The following is a 21,200-nucleotide window of genomic DNA, read 5'->3' as shown; positions in this document are numbered from 1 at the left end:
ATGACTACCATCTCTTCTATCGACGGCATGTTGCAGCAACTGCGCGGGCTGGCCCAGAGCGCCACCGGGCAGGAAAGCCAGGCTTCCGCCGTTTCCTCCGGCGGTTTTGCCGGCGAGCTCCAGCGTTCGCTGGCGCGCATCAGCAACGTGCAGGAAAAGGCTTACGGGCAAGCTGAGGCGTTTGAGCTTGGCAAGCCGGGTGTGTCGCTCAATGATGTGATGATCGATATGCAGAAGGCCAATGTTTCGTTTCAGACCGGGGTGCAGGTTCGGAACCGGTTGACGGCGGCTTATCAGGAAATGATGAATATGACGGTTTAGGTGGATGGGTTTTGCTTGTGGCTGCTTGGGGGTGCTTGGGGGTAAGGGCAGCTGCAGTTTCACCTCCCCTGCGGGGTGGCGACCTACTTTCTTGTCTTGCCAAGAAAGTAGGCAAAGAAGGCGCCCCATACGGCCTGGGTGAACCTTGACGGCTCGCTTCGCATCGCGCTTGGGTGATTCCCGCCCCTTCGGGCGGGAATCACGGCTACACCAGTTGGTTGATCTTGCCGTCGGTTGGCTCCTCTCTCCCACCTTGTGGGAGAGGGGCCGAGGGAGAGGGCGGGCGCTTGCCATGCCGCGGTGCCTTCGTTATCGCTTGCGCTTCTTACGGCACGGGGCGGCAGCCCCGGGAACTTACAGCCGGAAATACTCTTGCGCCGCTGGTTCGCGCACCGGCTTGCACACCAGATCCCCAGCATTTCCCGCGTACACCAGGCAATCCCCCGGCGTATCGCGATTGATCACGCTAACGCCCTGCGCAATCACCGATCCATTGCCCACATGGCTGCGGCCGATGATGGCGGTATTGGGATACATCACCACACCGTCGCCGATCACCGGGGCGGCGCCGTGGTTCTTGCCTACCGTGGAGTTCTGGTACAGCACGAGGTAATTGCCGTAGGTGGCCTTTGCCAGCACGATGCCGACCGAGTGCCCGATCAGGAAGACTTCGGGCATGATCACCTCGTAGAAGAGGTCCATCGCGTTGAGCGCCTTGTTCAGGCAGAACAGCTTGGTACACGCGCGCAGGTCGCCGCCATCGCGCCAGATCGAGTTGGACAGATAGTAGAGAAAAGTAGCGTACTGGCTGGAGTGCAGGTAATCGAATTCACCTGGTCGCCACATCCGGACCGCGTCGACACAACGGCCGGTCCTGGCGAGTGCCTCGTCCAGATAGCGTTCGAGCGCGGTCCGGTGATCCGCGCCATCCGGAAAAAAGCTGGCCAGCTGTGCTTGCACATAGCTGGCCAGTCCGGCCCGGTCGGTGCCGATGAGCTTCATGCCTGCTTGCGGTAGTTCATGTAGACCAGGGCGGCTTGCGGATCCTGCAGGGCAGGGTCCTCGTACCAGCGCACCATGTCTTGCGATCTCTCCACATTCAGGGGGACTCGCTTTTCCTCGACGAAACCGACCTTGCGATAGAACTCCAGCGCGCTATTGTCGGATCGCACCCTGACCGCGAGGTGGCGCAGACCGAGCTGGTGCTCGGCCCAGTCCAGCATCGTGCGCAGGGCTTCCTTCATCAGCCCGCGCGGGGAGGCGCCACCGCTGACGATGGCATCCGCTTCACCGTAGCTGGTATCCCAGTCGATGAAGTCGATGCCGACATGGCCAAGTGGCGTCCCGTCAAGGCTCTCCACCATGAACAGCAGCTTCGAGGGGTTGGCGTGCACGTAGTCCACCAGCCACTGCTCGGTGCGTTTGGCATGCGCGGCGAACTCGGTCAGGAAGGACTTCACGTGGCGATTGCGCCATTCGCTGAGCAATTCCAGGTCGGTCTGCGCGATGCAGCCGGGCCGGGTCGGAATGGGCCGCAAGACGGCCACGACCGGCCGGCCGACCGGGATGACCACGCCCACCTGGCTCGTCGCGGCGCTGGCCTTGATGCTGGCGATCAGCTCTTTGCCGGAGATGCGCGTGTCCATATCAGCCCACCACTTTGTCAAAATAGCTACGCACCTTGGCGGCCACTTCGCGCACGATCGCCAGATCCATCTTGGAGTACAGCGGCAGCGACAGGATTTCCTTGCCGACACTGTTGGTGACCGACAGGTCGCCCGCCTTGCAGTCCTTCCACAGGGTGAACCAGTGACCCGGCTGCCAGTGGATGCCGGTGTCAACGCCGTTCTCCTTGAGGTACGCGCGCAGATCGTCACGATGGCCTTCGGGGACGCGGATGTAGTACAGGAACGGGTTCACATCTTCGAACTTCGACTTCGGCGTGCGCACCATGGGCACGTCGGCCAGCAAGCGGCTGTACTCGACGCAGGCATCGCGGCGCGTCTTCGCGATGGTGCCGATCTTGCGCAATTGCGCCAGGCCGACGGCGGCATGCATATTGATCATGTGATAGCGATAACCGACGCGTTCCACATCGAAGGTCCAGGCACGCTGGTTCTTGTACATCACGGCCGCCGGCTGTTGCATGCCGAGCAGGCGCAGCTCATGCACCAGTTTCAGGTCTTCGGGCGTGCTGACCACGATGGTGCCGCCGTCCAGGCAGGTCACGGTCTTCACCGGATCATGGCTGAACACGCAGATGTCAGAGAAGCTGCCGACCGGCTTGCCCTTGTACTTGGAGCCGAAGGAGTGCGCCGCATCGTGAATGACGCGCAGCTTGTGGCGCTTGGCGAACGCGGCCACTTCGTCGTGGTCGCACAGCAGGCAGTCGTAGTCCATCACGATGATGGCCTTGGTGCGCTCGGTGACCAGCTCTTCGGCGCGCTTGAGGTCGATGCACAGCGTGTCGTCTTCGCAGTCGCAGAACACGATTTCGGCACCCACCTGCGTAATGACCTGGAAGTCCGCCGAGCAGTTGAACGACGAAACGATGACCTCGTCGCCCGGGCCCACGCCGGCCACCAGCAGTGCCACGTGCAGGCCGGCTGTGCCGGTGCTGACGGCGGCCACGTACTTGTCCTCGGCGCCGATCAGCTTCTTGACTTCTTCCTCGAATGCGGACACGTAGCTGCCCATGCCGAGCCAGCCGAGCTCAAGGGCTTCGCGGCTCGCCTGGATTTCTTCTTCTTCGATCAGCGGTTTGAACATCGGGATCATGTCGGGTCTCCTGCGTTGGGTTGGTGTTGCCACAGTGGATGTTGTTGGTCGCGTGGAGAGAGGATGGGATTCTCCAGCGGCCAGGAAATATCGAAAGCGGGGTCGTTCCAGCGTACGCCCGCCGCGTGGGCGGCAGAGTAGGGGGCGGACATCTGGTAGAACATCTCGGTGTCGTCGCAAAGGGTCTGGAAGCCATGCGCCACGCCTTGGGGCACGTAGAGCATGGCGGCGTTGTCGCTGCTGAGCTCAAACGCCTGCCACTGCCCAAAGCCCGGCGTGCCCTCGCGAAGGTCCAGCAGCACGTCATGCACCTTGCCCCGGCTCACGCGGATCAGCTTGGCTTCCGCGTACGGTGCCGTCTGGTAGTGCATGCCACGCAGCGTTCCGCGCTGGCGGCTATAGGACACGTTGCACTGAACCAGGCGCGCATCCAGGCCCTGCTCGCGAAACGCCTGCTCGCACCAGGTGCGGGCAAAATGGCCGCGGTCATCGCGCAGTTGCTCGGGCTCGACCAGGAACACGCCAGGCATACGGGCGGCAACGAATTTCATAGACTGCGCACCTCCGGGATCGGCACCAGGAACTTGCCGCCCCATTCGCGGATATGCGCCATCTGGCCCATGATCTCCTCGCGCAGGTTCCAGGGCAGGATCAGCACGTAGTCGGGACGATCCGCGTCGATGGCCTCCGGCGCCAGCACCGGAATGCGCGAGCCTGGCAACAGCGTGCCTTGCTTGTGGGGATTCCGGTCCACGGTGTAGTCGATGAAATCGGTGCCGATGCCGCAATAGTTGAGCAAGGTGTTGCCTTTGGCCGGTGCACCATAGCCAACCACGCGCTTGCCGGCGCGCCGCGCGGTGACGAGAAAATCAAGCAGGCTGCGCTTGGTGGCGCGCACCGCTTCCGCAAAGGCCGTGTAAGGCGCGAGCGTGGTCAGGCCGGCGGCCTGCTCCGCCGCCAGGCATTGCGCGACCTGCGCGGTGACCGCGTGCGCTGCGGCCTGGTGACAGACAAAGAGGCGCAGGCTGCCACCATGGGTGGGCAAAGTCTGCACGTCGAACACGCGCAAGCCCGCGCGTGCAAACACCGGCAGCAACGCGCTTAGCGACAGGTAGGAGAAATGTTCGTGGTACAGCGTGTCGAACTGCGTTTCGGCCATCAGGCGCAACAGGTGCGGGAACTCGAGGGTGATCACCCCTTCAGGCTTGAGCACGCGAGGCATGCCGCCGACAAAGTCGTTGAGGTCAGGCACATGCGCCAGCACGTTGTTGCCAAGCAGGAGATCGACCTGCCAGCCCTCGTCGCACAGCGACTGTGCGGTATCGCGGCCAAAGAACACTTCGCGGCTGGCGACACCGCGTTCGCGCGCGGCCGCGGCGGTGTTGCCCGTGGGCTCGATGCCCAGGCAATCGATGCCGGCCTGCACAAAGTACTGCAGCAGGTAGCCGTCGTTGCTGGCGATCTCCATCACGCGGCTCTCCCCGCCCAGCGCGAAGCGCTTCGTCATATCCTCGACGTAGCGGCGGGCGTGCTCCAGCCAGGAGGCAGAGAACGATGAGAAGTAGGCGTAATCGTCGTGAAAGTGGGCCTCTGCCCCCGTCACGTCGCTGAGCTGCACCAGCCAGCAGTGGTCGCAGACTAGCGCATGCAGCGGATAGAACATCTCGCCCTTGCCAGCGTCTTCTCGCTTGATGAAGGCGTTGGAGACCGGGGACAGTCCCAGGTCGACGAAGGTGTGCACCAGCGGCGCGCCGCAGGCGCGGCAGTTACCGTGGTTGGGTGCGGCGTCTGTCATGAGCAGAATCGATCCAGTTGTTGTTCGGAGAGGCTACGCGCCAGGTGTGGGTCGCGCTGGACCGCGCTATACCACTCGGCGGTAGCGGCCAGTGCCTCGTCAAGCGTCCAGCGCGGACGCCACGACAGCACTTGCCGGGCCTTGGCCGAATCGAGATACAGGTAGCGGGCTTCATGCGGCGCTTGCTCTCGGGCGGCCTCGTCGACCTCCCATTGCAAGCCTGGCCAGTGAGCCTGCAGACGCGTGAGGACCTCGGCCACAGGGAGGTTATCGGTAGCGGCGGGGCCGAAGTTGAAGGCGTCCGCCAGTGCTTGTTCGCCTGCCCACAGGCGTTCGCCCAGCAGCAGGTATCCACGCAGGGACTCCAGCACGTGCTGCCAGGGACGCGTGGCTTCCGGGCTGCGGATGCGCAGCGGCTGCGCCGTCGCGGCGGCGCGCGCGGCATCCGCGATCAGGCGATCCATCGACCAGTCACCGCCACCGATCACGTTGCCGGCACGCGCGGTCGCCACCAGTACGCCGCTCCCGGCCAGGAAGGCTTGCCGGTAGCTCGCCGCGACGAGCTCCGCGCCAGCCTTGCTGGCACTGTAGGGATCGTGGCCGCCGAGCGGGTCTGTCTCGCGGTAGCCCCACAGCCATTCTCGGTTTTCATAACTCTTGTCGGTGGTGACCACCACCACGGCGCGCACCGATGGGCAGGCCCTCACGGCCTCCAGCAGGTGCACCGTGCCCATCACGTTGGTGGCCCACGTCTGCACCGGCTGATCGTAGCTGGCGCGCACCAGCGGCTGCGCGGCGAGGTGAAAGACGATCTCGGGCTGTGCCGCGTGCAGCGCGGCGGTCAAGGCAGCCTGGTCGCGGATATCGCCATGGTGGTGCGCGTGCATGCCCGCCTCGACATCGGCCAGGGCGAACAGTGCCGGGCTGGTGGCGCAGGGCAGTGCATAGCCGCTCACGCGCGCGCCCAGCCGGTGCAACCACATCGCCATCCAGGCGCCTTTGAAGCCGGTATGGCCCGTCAGGAAGACAGAGCGCCCGGCATAGCAGGACAGTGCATGCATTACCAGCATTTCCAGGGAGCGGAGCCGGACTGCCACATTTCTTCCAGCTGGGTCTTTTCGCGCAGCGTGTCCATGGGCTGCCAGAATCCGTCGTGCTCGTAGGCCAGGAGATGTCCAAGGCGGGCCAGTTCCTTCATCGGCTCTTGTTCCCAGGGGGTATGGTCGTCGGCGATCAGGTCCAGCACCTCGCGCTCGAGCACGAAGAAGCCCCCGTTGATCCAGCCGCCATCGCCGCGCGGCTTCTCGGAAAAACCGGTGACCATGCCCTCGTTGGTCCGCTCGAGCGCGCCATAGCGCCCGGGAGGTTGCACTGCGGCGACGGTTGCCCAGCGTCCGTGGTTGCGGTGGAAGGCGATCTCCGCACTCAGGTCGATGCTGGAGACGCCATCGCCGTAGGTGAAGCAGAACGACTCGCCAGGCGTGAGGTAGTCGCGCACCCTGCGCAGCCGGCCGCCGGTTTGCGCATCTTCGCCGGTGTCGACCAGCGTGACCCGCCATGGCTCTGCCTTGCGGCAATGCACGTCCATGCGGTTCTCCGACATATCGAAGGTGACGTCCGACATGTGCAGGAAGTAGTTGGCGAAGTACTCCTTGATGACGTAGCCCTTGTAGCCCAGGCAGATGATGAAATCATTGATGCCGTGCGCCGCGTACATCTTCATGATGTGCCACAGGATCGGCTTGCCGCCGATCTCGATCATTGGCTTGGGGCGCAGGTGCGACTCTTCGGAAATGCGGGTACCAAGCCCGCCCGCCAGGATGACGGCTTTCATGCGGCTTCCTCCAATACCTGGATGCCCAGGATTTCATAGGTCGTGGGTTTGCCCTGGCGCTCGATAAAGGCGAGATCCAGGCCGAACTGCTGCTGCAGGATGTCAGCCAGGGGGCTTTTATCGTGGCCGCCTTCGTCCATGCGTACGCTCAGCAGCCGATAGAGCGGCACGTGGTACGGGCGCAGGTTGATGCTCTCCATCAGCAGTTCGAGGGCGCGGTCGTGGTTGCCCAAGTGCTGCTGCATCTCGCCTAGCGCGAACGCGACCAGCCAGTGCTTGCTCCACTTTGCCGACATGTTCTCCAGCAGGCTGCTCAGCTCGATATGCCGCCCTTCCTCCAGCAGCAGGCCGATGGTCAGCACGAGCTCTTCCATGGAATGCCATGCGCCGGCGCAGAAGACGCCATCCTGGGTGCGTGCCTCGAGATGGCTCACGTCGCGGTGCTGGCCAACCAGCGCTACCGCCTGGCTTTCGAACCAGCGCGCGAAGCCGGCGGCGTCGAAGATGGCGCTTTTCTCGAAGCGGTGCCGCATGCTCAGGCGCAGGGCATTGAGCTGGTCTAGGTTGCTGGCCAGGCTGGCCGCCACCGTGACATAGGCTTCTTCGGTTTCGCAGATCAGCTCGTACAGCCCCATGGCGTGCAAGAACGGCGCCGAAACGCGGGTGTGGAACGGGGCGCAGGCCAGCGTGACCACGGGCACGCCCATCCAGAGCGCGTCGCAGGTGGTATTGCCGCCAGTAACGGGGGAGGTATCGAGCACGATGTCGATATCGTGGTAGGTCAGGTATTGGTTCTTGCCTTCCCTCGGTATGCAGGTCACCCGCTGCGTATCGATTCCGGCCTGCTGCATGCGCTCCAGAAGCGGAATCCTTACCTCGTCCCGGTCGAGTTCCGCGGCTTCCACAAGCAGCCGGCTATCCGCGCAGCTTGCCAGGGTGGCGCTCCAGAGCCGCAGCGTGCGGTCCGCGATCTTGCCGAGGTTGTTGCAGGAGCCAAAGGTGATGAAGCCGTTGCGGTTGGCGGGTGTCTCGCGTACCTGGTATTCGGGCTGGTAGGCCTTTAGCGGACTATTGATCATCGGGTAGTAGACCGCGAAGATGCCCGGCGCGCGCAACAGGTTCTCCGTGTAGTGCGATTCGGCTCCCGCCGGGTCGCCGATCCAGTCCGTGATGCGATGGTGGATGGCTGGCATCCCGGTGCTGCCGGGATAGCCCAGCCAGGTGAGCTGGACAGGGGCCAGGCCGTAGACCATGTAGTGCAAGGGCGAGGTGCCTGTGTAGCCGCCAAGATCGATCAGCAGGTCGAGGTTTTCCTCGCGCACCGTCCGCACGACTTCGTTCTCCGCCATGTTGGCCACGTCGACGAAGCGATCGCAATACATGGCGATCTTCTGCGTGACGGTATCCCGATAGGAGTGCAGGCTGAGCGCTACCACTTCGAATCGCGCCCGGTCCAGATTGGCGATGAAGGGGATCAGGATGTACGAGCACGCGTGGCGGAACAAGTCATTCGAAAGAATGCCAATGCGAATGCGCTCGGACGCCGGTTTCGCTTGCACGTTCAGCAGAGGCTGGCGCTGGCTGGCAAGCTGCTGCGCGAAGCTGCTCGCTTCTTTCAGCAGATCGGCGGCGCCGGTTTTCTCGCCGAATAGCAACAGGAACAGCAGGTTGGAGCGGATGCTCTTGTTGCCCGGGTCAAGGGCCGCGGCCTTCCTGAGTACCGAGATCGCGTCTTCCGCGAATCCCGTGTTTTTCAGGTCGTTGGCGTAATTTGCCAGGATGGCGGGATTGTTGGGGGCGATCTCGAGCGCTTTGAGAGACGCGTGCTTGGCATCCGCGTGCAGGGCCAGCTTCTGCAGGACGATGACATAGTTGGCCCAGGCTGCCAGGTTGCCCGGGTGCGCGGCGACGCAGTCCCGCAGCATGGCGCGGGCCGATTCGTGCTTGCCCATCGCGCTCAGGATGCGGGCGACCGTGACGATCATGTCGGGCTGGTTCGGGTGCGCCTTCAACCCGTCCTGCGCGATGCGGTCAGCCTGCTCGATCTGCTGCAGGCCGAGCGTGCCTACGGCGCGCCAGTAATATGCCTGGTAGAGGCTGGGGGCCAGCTTGCCGGCCTTCTCCGCATGTTCGATGGTTTCATGGTACCGGCCGGCGAAGTAGCTGGTCTCGGCCTTCTTGATGTACCGATCCGCTTTGGAGTTGGCTGCGTTGTTTTTCATTCTGGATGGGCTAGTTTGTCAGGCGAGGCGGCGCGCGGCCAGGGCTTGCAAGGCAGCCATCAGGCGTGGGCCGGTTCGAGGTTTTGCGCTCGCGCAATGTCGATGCCAAGCACTTCGAGGATCGTGGGCGCTCCTTGCTGCTCCAGGAACGACAGGCTTATGCCGAATTGCTGTTGCAGGAATTCACCCAGCATGCCCTTGTCGTACTGATATGCATCCATGCGGGTGCTGAGTAAGCGATAGAGCGGCAGGTGATAGGCACGCAGGCCGATGCTCCCCATCAGGTATTCGACGCAGGCGTCGGGCTGTCCGCTGTGATGCGCGATCTCGGCCAGTACATAGGCCGTGATCCAGTGCCTGGGCCATTTCGCGGAGAAGTTCTCCATCAGGCTGCGCAGTTCCACGTAGCGCTGGGCTTCCAGCAGGCCCGCGATCGCCACCACGATCTCCGCCATGGTGTGCCAGGCATCGGCGAAGTAGACGCCATCGCGTGAGCCGGCAGTCTGGCTATCGATTGGCCTGTGCGGCTGGACCAGGGTGGTCAACTGATCTTCCAGCCAGCGCGCGAATCCTGCGCTGTCGGCCAGGGGGCTCTGCTCGAAGCGGTGCCTGGTCGATAGCCGCAAGGCATTGAGCTCTTCGAGGTGGGTCGCCAGGTGCACCGCGACCTCGACATACTCGCGCTCGTCCGCGCACACCAGGCCATCGAGCCCGATGGCATGCAAGACACCCGCGGAGATCCGCGAATGGTAGGCGGCGCCGGCCCGCGATACCACCGGCACACCCATCCACACGGCGTCGCACGTGGTGGTGCCGCCGGTCAGCGGCCACGTGTCGAGGACGATGTCGATGTTGTTGTAGGTCAGGTACTGGTTTTGCACCATCCGCGGAACGCGGATGACCCTGGCCGCGTCAATGCCGACCCGGGCCAGGCGTGCCAGCAGTGGTCCACTCACGGTGTCGTTGTCGATGTCACGCGCTTCGATCAGCAGCCGGCTGCCGGGGCAGCGCGCCATTACGGCGCCCCACAGGGCAAGGGTCTGGTCGGTCACCTTGCCCAGGTTGTTGCAGGAGCCAAAGGTGATCACGCCAGTCCCGTTGCGCAGCGCGGGTGTGTCCTGGACCCGGTATTTGGCTCCGTAGGTCTCGAGCGGGCTATGGACCAGCGGGGCATAGGTGCAAAAGGCGGGCGCCCTGAGCAAGGCTTCGCTGTAGTGCGGCTCGAATCCTTCTGGATCGCAGGTCCAGTCGGTGATGCGATAGTCAATAGCGCTCAACCCTGTGCTGCCGGGGTAGCCCAGCCACGTCATCTGTACCGGCGCCAGGCCGTGGACCATATAGGGAAGCGGGGAAGTTCCGGTATGCCCGCCGAGGTCGATCAGCACGTCGATCTGCTGGCCGCGCACGATGTCGACGATATCGGCGGTGGACTTGCCGGCCAACTCGATGAACTGGTTGGCGTGCAGCCGGATCTTGTCGGTGACGTGGTCGCTCTGCGGGTTGAGCGAGAACGCCACCACTTCTACGCGGGTGCGGTCCAGGTTGGCAAGCAGCGGCAGGATGAAGTAGGCACAGGCGTGCCGCAGCAGGTCATTGGATAGCAGGCCCAGGCGGATCGGGCCGCCGTCCTGGCGCAGGGCGTGCTTGCGCAGCGGGAAGCGCTGCCCGGCCAGCAGCAACTGCTCGTAGGCCCTGGCTTCGCGCAGCAGGTCGGCTGCCGTGGTTTCCTGCGCGAACAACATGGCGAACAGCAGGTTGGCGCGGATGGCGAGATTCTTCGGGGCCAGTCTTACCGCTTTCCAGAGTGCCTCCATGGCCTCGCCCATCTCCCCGATTTCCTTCAGGGCGAGGGCGTAGTTGCAGGCGGCGATGGGTTCGTTCGGATCGATGGCCAGCGCCTTGAGCGCGGCTTCCTTGGCCGCCGCGGGTTCGCGCAACTCCAGCAGCAGGGCGGCGTAGTGCACCCACGCGCTCAGCGAGCCGGGAGCGGCGCCGACGCAGCGCTGCAGCAGTTGCCTGGCTTGCTCGTGCTCGCCGTTGCGCAGCAGGACGAAACCGCCAAGAGACATCAGCTCGATGTCGTCGGGGAAATGCTGCAGCCCGTCGCGCAGGATCTCGCCGGCCTTCTTCGTATCCTGCAGGGCCAGCCAGGCTGCCATCTGCCAGTAAGAGGCGTCGGCCCGCTTGCCGAGGATCTGCTCCGCCTTTTCGGCTTCTCTGAGTACAGCGCGGTACTGGCCGGCCTGGTAGGCTGCGCGAGCCTTCTCGATCTGGCGGGGAGACTTGCTAGCGTTGGTAGGTTTCATCGGTTGGGCCCGTCTTGGCGGGCTGGTACAGGCAATGCGCTTATTGGCGACGCCGCCGCGTACCGGGAAAGGCGGTGTCGCGGCGGCATCGCCAGGCTGTTCCGGCCCCTGAAAGTTATCAGGACGACAGGCACGGGGAGGCCGGAATACAAGCCAAAAAAGAGGCTAATTCCGGAGGCGGGGCAGCAGTGGGGTGAATGCGGCGCTTTCGGGGGGGGAGGGCGGCCGCCGCCGGGGACTCAGCGAGGGCTGAACGTATTCGACGCCGGCGCGGAACCGGCTTGTGCCTCGCCCTTTTCGAGCTGATACAGCCAGGCCAGCAATTCGGCCACGGCCACGTACAACTGCTCCGGGATGCGCGAGTCCAGGTCGACCTGCATGAGCAAGGTCACCAGCGCGGGGGAATTGTGGACATAGACGCCGCCGTCGCGGGCGCGGGCGATGATGGTGTCGGCCACGTCGCCATAGCCCTTGGCGACCACGCGGGGGCTTTGGTCGCGCGTTTCGTCGTAGCTCAGCGCCACCGCCGTGCCGCGCGCGTTGTCGTCGGGCTGTCTCACCGCTTGGTGCTCCCGGCCGGTTGGAAGATGCCATCCACCGCCAACGCGGTGAGATCGAGGCCGGTCGCGGCGAGGCGATCCTGGAGCTGCGCGCGCGCGCCGGCCAGGAGGTTGACTGAGGCGGGCGCCGCCAGGCGTGCTTCGACACTGTTGCCGGTGAGCCTGATTCTGGCCTCCACGGTGCCGAGGTTGGGGAACTCGAGGACCAGCCGGGTTGACCAGGCGCCACCGGCAATGGCTTGCGGCTCGCCCTGCCCGCGCGCGGGGGTGTCATCTTGCTCGCGCGTGATCTGCCATTGCATCGGCGTGCCCGGCCACGCTTCGCCCATCCAGCGCAATTGCTGGGTCGCCAGGGTGTCGAGTTGCTGGCGTACCAGCGTGGTGGCATCCGGGTGCACGGCGGGGCCGGTGGCGCTGGTGGCTTGCAACGGGTCGGCGGCCGGCTTGCTTGCGCCGAAGATGTCGTCCGCCGAGAGATGCACCGTGCGCGGCGCTGGCGTGGCTGAAGCTGCCTGGTAGGCCTGGGTTGCCTGCTGGGCGAGATGTGCGGAGGGCGTGGACGGATTCGCGGCAGGCGCCGCCGCCGTGGAGGCGGCGCTGGGGGCGGGCGCCGAATAAGTGGCCGCAGCCTTCGACGCTTGTGCCGGCGTGTCGGCACCGGGATCTTCCCCGGGAAGGGGAAGGCTGCCCGACTCCGCCGCGGCGGCGACAGCGGTGGCTGCCTTGGCAGCCACCTGTGCGGCAGCCTGTGCCGGGGCGGGCGCCGGCGCGCCCGCAGCCGGCTGATACGTCAACTGCAATACCGGTTGCGTGGCATCTGTGGTGGCCGGCGCAGCGGGCGGGCGCCCCAGCAAGGCCTGTGGCTCGCGCATCAGGCTATCGAGCGGGCGCGTGCCGTTCAGCCATTGGCCGAGATGCGACTCATAGAACAGGCCGCTCTGCCCAACCTGGCGGGCCAGAGCGCTTGCCAGAGAACTGGCCTGGCCGCTGCCCGGCGGTGTGGCCACGATGGGCGCCGCGCTGCGCAGCGGCGCGGCGTCGGTGCCGTCCAGGATGTCGAGGATGACGCGTGCCGCCGTGCTGAACGACTCGCGCGCCGAAGTTGTTGCCGCGCCTTCGGGCGCGGGCGGCATGCCGGTACCGACCGTTCCTGCCCGGCCTTGTTGCACGGTGTTGCCGCCCTCGGCAGTCCCCACCGTGTCGGTGACGGTGCCAACCGGCTGCAAGGCTGCCAGCTTGGCTACGGTTAGGGCGGACTTGAGCGCCTGCGGATCCGTGCGCAGGGCAAGCGATGCATCTGCCGGAAGGTTGATGCCGATCATTTGCCGAATCAGGCCGGCGAGCCGTAGGCGTGATGCAGTTCCTGGCGGCGGCGCGAGTTACTCAGCAGGTACCCCAGCTCCTGCATCTTCGGCGTGACCAGGTTGCGGATGGCGGCATCCTGCGACAGGATGGTTTCCAGCATCCGGTAGCGGTAGCGCCGTTCTTCGGCGCTCAGCAATGCCACGTCGTCGATGCTCTTCAACGTGCTGACCTGGGTGACGTACCCGTTCTGCAGCGCGCACAGCGTATCCCAATTGCCCGCGCGCGCGGCTTCGCACATCAGGCTGGACAGGCGTAGCAGCTCTTCATAGCAAGTGATGATCTTCTTCTTTTGCGGCAGCATGTCAGGTCCCTATCGAGACAGCTTCCCTCGGCATGAATGCCTGTGGCGCAGACTCCGGCACGGCGTCCGGATCGATCTGGCTCCAGGCCGAGGCAATGTCGGCCAGCAGCTTGTCGACCTCGTTGAAGCGGCTCTCGTCGTTATGCAGGTTGGCCAGCATCAGCTGCCGGGTCATGTAGTCGTAGAGCGCATCGAGGTTGCCGGCGAGCTCCGCGCTGGCGCCATGATCCAGCGATGCGCGCAGCCCGCTTTCGATGATGTTGATGGCGTTGGAGACGGCCTTGCCTTTTTCGGCGATCTTGCCTGCTTCCATGTGGAACTTGGCGCGGGCGATCGCCGCCCGCGCACCATCGAACAGCATGACGATGAGGCGGTGCGGCGAGGCACTCATGGCCCCGGTCTCGTGGCCGACGTTGGTGTAGGCGTTGGCGGCGGTGCGTGCGTACATGGCGGCGCTCCCTGAGTTTGTTATGACGTGTGCGAGAAACCTGGTGGGTTCAGCCCGAAGTGCTGCTCGAACTGCTGAACTGCTGCGTCAGGTAAGTCTTGGTCGAGTTCAGCTTTGCCATCAGCGTGTCCAGGTTCTGGAACTCGGTCTGGTACTGCGCCACCGCGGCATCGATCTGGGCCGACACATCGGTGTACTGGGTCGCGAGCGACTTGAGCGTGGCGTTGACACCGTTGGTGGCGGTAGTCAGTGCGCCCGTGGGGGAGACAAAGCCCGCCGCCGCGCTCGACAGCTGGTTGCCGTAGCCTGACTTGCCGTCGGTGCCGCTGAACAACTGCGCGACGCCCGTGCGGTTGGTGGTGAGCGCGGTATTGAGCTTGCTCGAATCCAGCGACATGCTGCCGTCGGCGTTGAAGCTGATGCCGATCTGCGTCAGGTTGGTCAGGCCGGTGGTGCCAGCGGCCGTCTGCGGGGTATTGATCACGTTGCGCAGCTGGTTCTCGATCACGCGCAGCGTGGAGTCGCCCAGCAGCGCGCCGGCGGTCTTGGTGCTCGGGTCGTAGGCGGAGAGCTGGGCCGCCGTGGACTGCAGGGTGTTGTACGCGGTGACGAAGCTCTGCACACCGGTAGCCATGGCGCTGGTGTTGCTGGCCACGTTCACCGTGCTGGTGCCGGTGGTGGCCAGGTTAAGTGTCACGCCCTGGGCCGCGCCCTGGACCGAATTGCTAGCGCTGGTGATTGCCAGGCCGTTGATGCTGAGCTTGGCGTCCTGTGCCGCGATGTTCTGCGTCATCGCCGTCGTGCCGCCCGGGTTGTATGTCAGCAGGTTGCTGATGGTGGTGGGGTCGCCGCTGCCGTTGCTGCTGACCGAAACACTCATGCTCGAAGCAGCGCCGGTGGTGTTCGAGGTCAGCACCAGGTGATAGGGCGTGCTGCTGCCGTCGTTGACGATGCTGGCGGTAACGCCGGCATTGGCGGCGTTGATGGCGTCGCGGATGCCGCTCAGCGTATTGTTGGTGCCATTGATATTGATCGACGCCGCCGGGGTGCTGCCGGGTGTGAAGGTCGTGCCGGTGGTGGTGCCGAACTGGATCTGGATTGTCGCGCTGCCCAGCAGCATGCCGGTGCTGTCGGTGATGCCGTTCGCTACCAGCGTCTGCGACTGGGCCAGCTGCGAGACGTTGACCGCATAGCTGCCCGCCACCGCGGTATTGTCGGCCGAGGTGCTCAGCACGCTGGTGTTGCTCGACGTGGTGGTGGTGCTGTTGTACAGGCTGGCCGTGCCCAGGGCGGTGGCGGCCGACTGGAACGAAGCCAGCGCCCCTTGCAATACGCCATAAGCCGAAAGCTGGGTGTTGACCGCGCTTTGCTGATTGGTGATCGGGGTCAACTTGAGCTGTTCCGCCGATTTCAGATTGGTCAGCAAAGTGCTCAGATCCAGCCCGGAACCGACACCAAGCGACGAAATCGCTGAACCGCTCGTCGAACTCGTTGCACTCGTTGAACTCATGATGCGTACCTGTGGTTGATATGTACGGGGAGGGGCGCCCGATCAGGCGGTTTGGTGAATCAGCAGGCCCTGCAACTTATCAATGGCGCGGACAATGCGCAGGACTTCTTTTGTGGGGAACTGGCGAATCGTCTCGCCGGAGGCCTTGTCCACGACACTCGTGACCATTCTGTGCGTGGCTTTGTCGATGCTGACGCGGACCTCGAGCGGGGTGGCCTCCAGGGCCTCGTTGAGGCTCTTCAGCGCACTGTTCAGCCCGGCGCTGCCGGCCGCATGGGCGCCGTCGGCCGGCTTCGATTCCGCTGCCCCCGAACCCGGATCCGCCGGGCTTCTCGTCGCTCCGGTAGTACCAACGGACGATGCCGGCCCGACGGTGAGTGTGGCCGGCATTGGCAGTGGCGGTTCGGTCGAACTGATCATGATCTGTTCTCGCAGCGTTGGGTCTGTGCACAAAAGGCTTCGGTGGAAACGCTTTCAGAGCGGAGACCGCTCTGAAAACATTCCCGGCAGGACGGGCCCGGGTAGAACCCGTCCTGCTAGGAGGCAGCCGCCTGTTGCGAGAATTAACGCAGCAGCGACAGCACGCCTTGGTTCGACTGGTTGGCCTGGGCCAGCACAGACGTACCTGCTTGTTGCAGGATCTGGGCGCGCGACATGTTCGACACTTCGGTCGCGTAGTCAGCGTCCTGAATGCGCGAGCGCGAAGCCGACAGGTTCGTCACCGCCGAGCCCAGGTTGGTGATGGCCGAGTTGAAGCGGTTCTGAACGGCACCCAGGGAGCTGCGCAGCTTGTCGACCGTGGCCAGCGCCTTGTCGATCAGGGCCAGCGGGTTGGTGCTGCCCGAGCCGGTGAACTGGGCCGTTGCGGTGGTGGTGCCGGCGGTGCTCAGCTCGATTTGGGTGGCGTCCGTGACCGACGTGGTGGTCGAGCCGCCGTTGGCCTCTGCACCAGCCTGCGTACCAGCGGACAGCGCGTAGTTGTTGCCGCCTTGGGTGATGAAAGCGACTGCAGCGCCGCTGGTGTCGGCACCGACCTTGACCAGCTGGCCAGCCACCGTGTTGCCGGTGTTGCCGTTGGCGGCATCGCCGATCTTCACTTGCACCTTGTTCAGGGTGACGTTGCCGGTGGCGGCGTCGACCGAGGCAGCGTAGTTGTCGTTGCCGTACTTGACCACGTAGTTGCTGGTGGCGTTGCCGGCGGAGTTCAGCACGTTGTTCAGGGTCAGGGAGCTGGTGCTGACGGTCGAGCCGACGACGGCGGACAGGGCGTTGGCAGCCGAGGTCAGGTTGACCGAAACCGGTGCGGAGCCGGTGGCGGCTGCAACCGTGGTGACGGCGGCGCTGGTGCTCAGTGCGTTCTTGGCCACCGTGAAGCCGGTCATGCCCAGGGTCTTCGAGCTGATTTCTTGCAGGCCGATCGAGATGGTCTGGCCGTCTTGGGCGCCGACTTGCACGCTCAGCGGGGTGGCGGTGGACGACAGGACCTTGACGCCGTTGAAATCGGTTTGTTGCGAAGTGCGGTCGATTTCAGCCAGACGTTGCGTGATTTCGTCCTGGATCGATTGCAGGTCGCTTGCCGAGTTGCTGCCCGTTGCGGCTTGGACGGACAGGGTACGGATAGCTTGCAGGTTGTTGTTGACTTCGTTCAGCGCGCCTTCAGTGGTTTGCGCCAGCGAGATGCCGTCGTTGGAGTTGCGCTGTGCTTGCGTCAGGCCGTTGATGTTGGCGGTGAAGCGGTTGGCGATCGCCTGGCCGGCGGCGTCGTCCTTGGCGCTGTTGATACGCAGGCCCGACGACAGACGCTGGATCGCGCTGTTCAGCGACGATTGCGATGCGTTCAGGTTGTTCTGCGTCATCAGAGACAACGTGTTGGTATTGATGGTCATCGACATGGTACGACTCCTATTCTTTACAGTAGATTGTGCAATCCGGCTGCTGCCGCAACGTTGGCTGCCAGGCAATGCTGGGCGAGAAGTGCCACCGTTGTTTGGGTTATCGGTTGGTGCCGGAAAAGATTTAGAGTGATCTTTGCGATGGTTTGAAACTGAGTGACGGATTTGGCGCGAAACAAGCCCGGCCGGGCTAGCTGCGTGACCCCGGCAACGCCTAGCGGCGCTTGCGGGTACGCGGGGTATATAAGCTGACAAATTCCGGCGAGGTCTCCGCCCCGGGCACGCAGGCCGTGGCCTCGGGGGCGTGAGCCGGCGTGATCACGGCGATGGAGTGCTTGTAGACGATCTGCGGAAGCGGGTCCTGCGCAGACTCTGCCAGCAACACCATATAGTTGTCTGTCGCGATGATCACGCCGTGCAGCCGAACGCCGTTCGATAAATGCACGACGACAGGATTGCGACTTGCGCTGTGGGTGGAGAGCTGCAGGTGCTGCAGTTTCCGGCTCGGGCGATCGATCCTGGTTACCTTCTTGTTCACAACTTCTCCGGAAGAGCCCGCTCGGGTTCTGGCGGCTGGCGACGGTCCAATAACTGGGCCTGGGCAAATGGGGTGTGACAGCACGGCTGGGTGCCGGTTGTGGCACGGCCTGGGCTGGGCGAGGGATGAAACATCCGCTCTCGGTGCTGGCGCGGGACGGCGAGGCGGCATGGGCCGGGACCGGCCCTGGTTTGTGTCCAGGCGGTGGATCCGATGCTGCCCCGCAAGCTGTGGCGGGCGACGCCGCCAGAAGAGAAGGGAAATACTTCAGGGGCGAGGGTAACAAAATTTTTTGCAAATCTTGACGGTTGGGGGGCGCGTCTCGCGTAGAGGTTTTCCTCTAATAAAGCTATTGCAACACACTGCAAACCTATGAATTGATTGGCGCTGGTGTGGCAAGTCCCAACGCCACCCGCGCCCGCATTCCCTGTCTGGCATGGGTTTGCGGGCTGCAAGGTGGCCCTGGCCTGCTACTGCGATGCGTCCCATGCCGGGTATCCGCCACTTGAGTGGCATTTTCGGCACTTTTTCTATCAGAGATATCCCTGATAGAAATTGGATTTACACCTCATGTAAGCAGGTTTATATTCGCGTCAGGGCCTTTCGGCTCTAAAGCAGTCCTGGAAAGCCTACGAGCACCCCGCGCGTGGGCTTCTTTTTTTGTGCGCCCACTTTGTTTGTTGTGCGCCTTCGGCGACAAGCGCCGGTGGCAGCACTTCGAAGTGCATGGGTGACATTAGACGACAGGTTGCCGCTGGGCAATCGCTCGAATTGCCGGGCTTTTCCCCTCTATATTTCCTTTCAAATCCCCATTTTTGCGCTTCTTTTCGGAAGTCGCCGTTTAGCCCTCAAGCTTGCTCCTGTCCCTGCCGTTAAGCCCGCGATGCGGCGTCGCTCCGGAAATCTGTCCGGGGCGAGGATGAAGCGCGCGCGATAAGAGTAAAAGGAGCCGGGAAGATGCGTTGGTTGCGAAACTTTGGCATTGGGGTGCGCCTGACGGTAGCGTTTTCGCTCGTGGCGCTGCTGCTGATTGCCGTGGCCGTGCTGGGCATGATGTCCCTGCGCACCATGAACGAATCGATGCGCCTGACGGTGGAAGGGCGCCTGTTCAAGGTGCTGGAGATCGAGCGTGTCAAGCAAGATGCGCTGCGCACCGGCATCCTGGTGCGCGATGCCACGCTGAATGAGGATCCGGTTGCCGTGCGGCGCAACGCCGAGCGTATCGGCGCGCTGCGCCAGGACATGCGCGGCACGCTGGATGAACTGGGGAAATGGCTTTCCAGGTCCGCCAAGCCTGAGATCCAGGAAACCTATCGTGCCCTGGTCGAGGCACGCAATGCTTACGACACCCAGCTCGACACGGTGCTGCGCCAGTTGCAGGGCGGCGAGTTCGACAGCGCGCGCAGCGCGCTGGTCGCGACCCTGCCGGCAGCCCAGGCGCCTTACTTCGACAAGCTGAGCGAATTGTCCGACGGGGGGCGCAAGGTGGCCGCCGCCGCCGTGCAAGAGGCCAACGCCAGCTATGAGATGGCGCGCAACCTGCTGCTGGGCCTGGCTGCCGCCGCGGTCGCGCTGGCTGCCGTCCTCGGCATCGGCATCACGCGCTCGATCACGCGCCCGGCGCGGCAAGCGCTGGACGCGGCACAAGCGCTTGCTCATGGCAACCTGACTTATGTCATCCAGGCCAGTAGCGATGACGAGATGGGCCGCATGCTGGGCGCGCTGGAACGCGCTTTCGGGCAGTTGGCGACACTGGTGCACGGCATCCAGGGCGCGACGCGCTCGATCGATGGCGCGACCCGGGAAATCGCCAAGGGCAATACCGACCTGTCCCAGCGCACGGAAGAGCAGGCGGCATCCCTGGAGCAGACCGCGGCATCCATGGAGCAGCTCACCTCTACGGTCAAGCAGAACGCCGCCAATGCACGCCATGCCAACGAACTGGCGGTCAGCGCTTCCGGCGTGGCGACGGCGGGCGGGCACGCTGTGCGCGGCGTGGTCGAGACCATGCAGCATATTTCGCAATCGTCGGCCAAGGTCGCCGAAATCGTCGGTGTGATCGAAGGGATTGCCTTCCAGACCAATATCCTGGCGCTCAACGCGGCCGTGGAAGCTGCCCGCGCCGGTGAGCAAGGACGTGGCTTTGGCGTGGTGGCCGCGGAGGTGCGCAGCCTGGCCCAGCGGTCGTCGTCGGCGGCCAAGGAGATCGGCCAGTTGATCAATGGCTCGGTGGGGCAGGTGGCCCATGGCGCCAAGCAGGTCGAGGACGCCGGCCGCACCATGGACGATATCGTCGGGGCGGTGAAGCGCGTGACCGACATCATGGGCGAGATCGCGGCGGCCAGCGAGGAGCAGTCCTGCGGCATCGAGCAGGTCAACCGCGCCATCAATCAGATGGAAAGCGTGACGCAGCAGAACGCCGCGCTGGTGGAGCAAGCCGCCGCCGCCGCCGAGAGCCTGCAGCAGCAGGCCGCCGGGCTGGTCGACGATGTGTCCAGGTTCCAGGTGACACCGGCGCAAACGCAAGTTGCGCGGGCGCCGGCACCGGCTGCGCGGGCAGTCGCTGCAGCGCGCGTGGCGCCGGCAGCCGCCGGGCGGCGCCCGGCGGCGCACACGGCCGCTGGTGGCAAGAGCCACCCACCGGCCCGCCCGGGGGCGGCTCGCCCGACCCCGGCCAAGCCCGTGGCTCCAGCCGCTCGTGCCGCCCAGGCGGTGCAGGTGGTTCAAGCAGCGCCGGCGGCACCGGCAGCACGAGTAGCACCAGCAACCGCCACCAAGCCGGCGGCCCGGCCAGCCGCCGTGGCACCACGTGCTGGCGCGGCCCGCACCCCCCGCGAGCCCGTGTTGCCCAGCAAGACCCGCGCACCGGTGGTGCGCCAGGGCCGCGAACCGGTGCTGTCTTCCAAGACGCTGCCCGCCGCCCGCCAGGCCAAGCCCGCTGCCGTGGCCGCGCCGGCGCCGCGCCGTGCCGCGCGCACCCCGGCTGCCGGCAGCGCGGCCGTGGCTGCCGGAGACTGGGAATCGTTCTGAGTCCAGCAGCGTCGCCTTGAATGTCGCCTTGGCGGCGTTCAGGTCGGGAGCCCGGCAAAGCGCCGGGGCGGCTGCAAGGCGCAAGGCTTAGGCCTACAATAGCGCCCTTGTATACAAAAACAGACAGGAGCGATGCCGCCCGTTCGCGGTGGCACCGCACTCCATGTCCCTCGCCGCAAGCGTTCTCTCTCCCCCGCGCCCATGACCGCCGTCTCCATGCCGCCCTTCCTGGCGGTTTCAGTTCCGCCTTCATCCGCCCAGCTACCCGCGACCGCGATCGCCTCGGCCACTTCCGCGTCC

19 protein-coding genes are annotated in these 21,200 nt (G+C 64.7%); 2 read left to right on the top strand and 17 right to left on the bottom strand.

What is annotated here, in order from left to right; all coding sequences use genetic code 11:
* Entirely contained in the window at positions 1–321 is a 321-nt protein-coding gene (gene fliE / locus A9975_RS14395) for a flagellar hook-basal body complex protein FliE (protein WP_043353483.1), read from the top strand.
* A 354-nt stretch (positions 322–675) separates the two neighbouring features.
* Here fliE and A9975_RS14390 read toward each other — a convergent pair whose 3' ends face one another.
* From A9975_RS14390 to A9975_RS14310, 17 genes are all read right to left on the bottom strand, one after another.
* Positions 676–1,323 carry a hypothetical protein gene (locus A9975_RS14390; RefSeq protein WP_183033374.1) on the bottom strand — a complete coding sequence of 216 codons (648 nt, stop codon included), beginning with the start codon at positions 1,321–1,323 and terminating at the stop codon, positions 676–678.
* On the bottom strand, positions 1,320–1,967 hold the full coding sequence (locus A9975_RS14385; protein WP_183033373.1) for a GNAT family N-acetyltransferase: 648 nt from the start codon (positions 1,965–1,967) through the stop codon (positions 1,320–1,322). Before A9975_RS14385 ends, A9975_RS14390 begins: the two co-directional genes overlap by 4 nt.
* Before the next feature lies 1 nt (position 1,968).
* Positions 1,969–3,099 carry a DegT/DnrJ/EryC1/StrS aminotransferase family protein gene (locus tag A9975_RS14380; protein ID WP_183033372.1) on the bottom strand — a complete coding sequence of 377 codons (1,131 nt, stop codon included), beginning with the start codon at positions 3,097–3,099 and terminating at the stop codon, positions 1,969–1,971.
* Positions 3,096–3,650, bottom strand: coding sequence for a dTDP-4-dehydrorhamnose 3,5-epimerase (gene rfbC / locus A9975_RS14375; protein WP_183033371.1), 555 nt, complete (start codon positions 3,648–3,650; stop codon positions 3,096–3,098). Before rfbC ends, A9975_RS14380 begins: the two co-directional genes overlap by 4 nt.
* The gene (locus A9975_RS14370) at positions 3,647–4,894 is read right to left on the bottom strand and encodes a class I SAM-dependent methyltransferase (protein WP_183033370.1); all 1,248 of its coding nucleotides are present in this window, start codon (positions 4,892–4,894) and stop codon (positions 3,647–3,649) included. Before A9975_RS14370 ends, rfbC begins: the two co-directional genes overlap by 4 nt.
* On the bottom strand, positions 4,891–5,955 hold the full coding sequence (rfbG, locus tag A9975_RS14365; RefSeq protein WP_183033369.1) for a CDP-glucose 4,6-dehydratase: 1,065 nt from the start codon (positions 5,953–5,955) through the stop codon (positions 4,891–4,893). Before rfbG ends, A9975_RS14370 begins: the two co-directional genes overlap by 4 nt.
* Positions 5,955–6,728, bottom strand: a complete 774-nt coding sequence (rfbF, locus tag A9975_RS14360; RefSeq protein ID WP_183033368.1) for a glucose-1-phosphate cytidylyltransferase — start codon at positions 6,726–6,728, stop codon at positions 5,955–5,957. Before rfbF ends, rfbG begins: the two co-directional genes overlap by 1 nt.
* Positions 6,725–8,950 carry a hypothetical protein gene (locus A9975_RS14355; protein WP_255503213.1) on the bottom strand — a complete coding sequence of 742 codons (2,226 nt, stop codon included), beginning with the start codon at positions 8,948–8,950 and terminating at the stop codon, positions 6,725–6,727. Before A9975_RS14355 ends, rfbF begins: the two co-directional genes overlap by 4 nt.
* 59 nt (positions 8,951–9,009) lie before the next feature.
* Complete coding sequence (locus A9975_RS14350; RefSeq protein WP_183033367.1) at positions 9,010–11,256, bottom strand: tetratricopeptide repeat protein; 2,247 nt, start codon at positions 11,254–11,256, stop codon at positions 9,010–9,012.
* Positions 11,257–11,495: 239 nt separating this feature from the next.
* Positions 11,496–11,816 carry an EscU/YscU/HrcU family type III secretion system export apparatus switch protein gene (locus tag A9975_RS14345; RefSeq protein WP_183033366.1) on the bottom strand — a complete coding sequence of 107 codons (321 nt, stop codon included), beginning with the start codon at positions 11,814–11,816 and terminating at the stop codon, positions 11,496–11,498.
* Positions 11,813–13,138, bottom strand: coding sequence for a flagellar hook-length control protein FliK (locus tag A9975_RS14340; protein WP_183033365.1), 1,326 nt, complete (start codon positions 13,136–13,138; stop codon positions 11,813–11,815). Before A9975_RS14340 ends, A9975_RS14345 begins: the two co-directional genes overlap by 4 nt.
* A gap of 8 nt (positions 13,139–13,146) precedes the next feature.
* A complete protein-coding gene (locus tag A9975_RS14335) occupies positions 13,147–13,482 on the bottom strand; it encodes a flagellar protein FliT (RefSeq protein ID WP_183033364.1) in 336 nt (111 codons plus the stop codon).
* A 1-nt stretch (position 13,483) separates the two neighbouring features.
* Positions 13,484–13,930, bottom strand: a complete 447-nt coding sequence (fliS, locus tag A9975_RS14330; protein ID WP_183033363.1) for a flagellar export chaperone FliS — start codon at positions 13,928–13,930, stop codon at positions 13,484–13,486.
* Positions 13,931–13,979: 49 nt separating this feature from the next.
* On the bottom strand, positions 13,980–15,440 hold the full coding sequence (gene fliD, locus A9975_RS14325) for a flagellar filament capping protein FliD (protein WP_183033362.1): 1,461 nt from the start codon (positions 15,438–15,440) through the stop codon (positions 13,980–13,982).
* 42 nt (positions 15,441–15,482) lie between these two features.
* Positions 15,483–15,860: a flagellar protein FlaG gene (locus tag A9975_RS14320; protein WP_183033361.1), complete on the bottom strand. Its 378-nt coding sequence runs from the start codon at positions 15,858–15,860 to the stop codon at positions 15,483–15,485.
* A 143-nt stretch (positions 15,861–16,003) separates the two neighbouring features.
* The gene (locus A9975_RS14315; RefSeq protein WP_183033360.1) at positions 16,004–17,332 is read right to left on the bottom strand and encodes a FliC/FljB family flagellin; all 1,329 of its coding nucleotides are present in this window, start codon (positions 17,330–17,332) and stop codon (positions 16,004–16,006) included.
* Between the two features lie 214 nt (positions 17,333–17,546).
* Positions 17,547–17,870, bottom strand: a complete 324-nt coding sequence (locus tag A9975_RS14310; protein ID WP_183033359.1) for an RNA chaperone Hfq — start codon at positions 17,868–17,870, stop codon at positions 17,547–17,549.
* Between the two features lie 957 nt (positions 17,871–18,827).
* On the opposite strand from A9975_RS14310, the gene A9975_RS14305 reads away from it, so the two are divergent.
* On the top strand, positions 18,828–20,900 hold the full coding sequence (locus tag A9975_RS14305) for a methyl-accepting chemotaxis protein (RefSeq protein WP_183033358.1): 2,073 nt from the start codon (positions 18,828–18,830) through the stop codon (positions 20,898–20,900).
* Positions 20,901–21,200 lie beyond the last annotated feature (300 nt).

Origin of the sequence: Cupriavidus sp. UME77, assembly GCF_014170355.1 — a bacterium.
Taxonomy (GTDB): Bacteria; Pseudomonadota; Gammaproteobacteria; order Burkholderiales; family Burkholderiaceae; genus Cupriavidus; species Cupriavidus basilensis.
The sequence above is the reverse complement of the archived record's forward strand: the minus strand, read 5'-3'. Positions and strand labels throughout refer to the sequence as shown.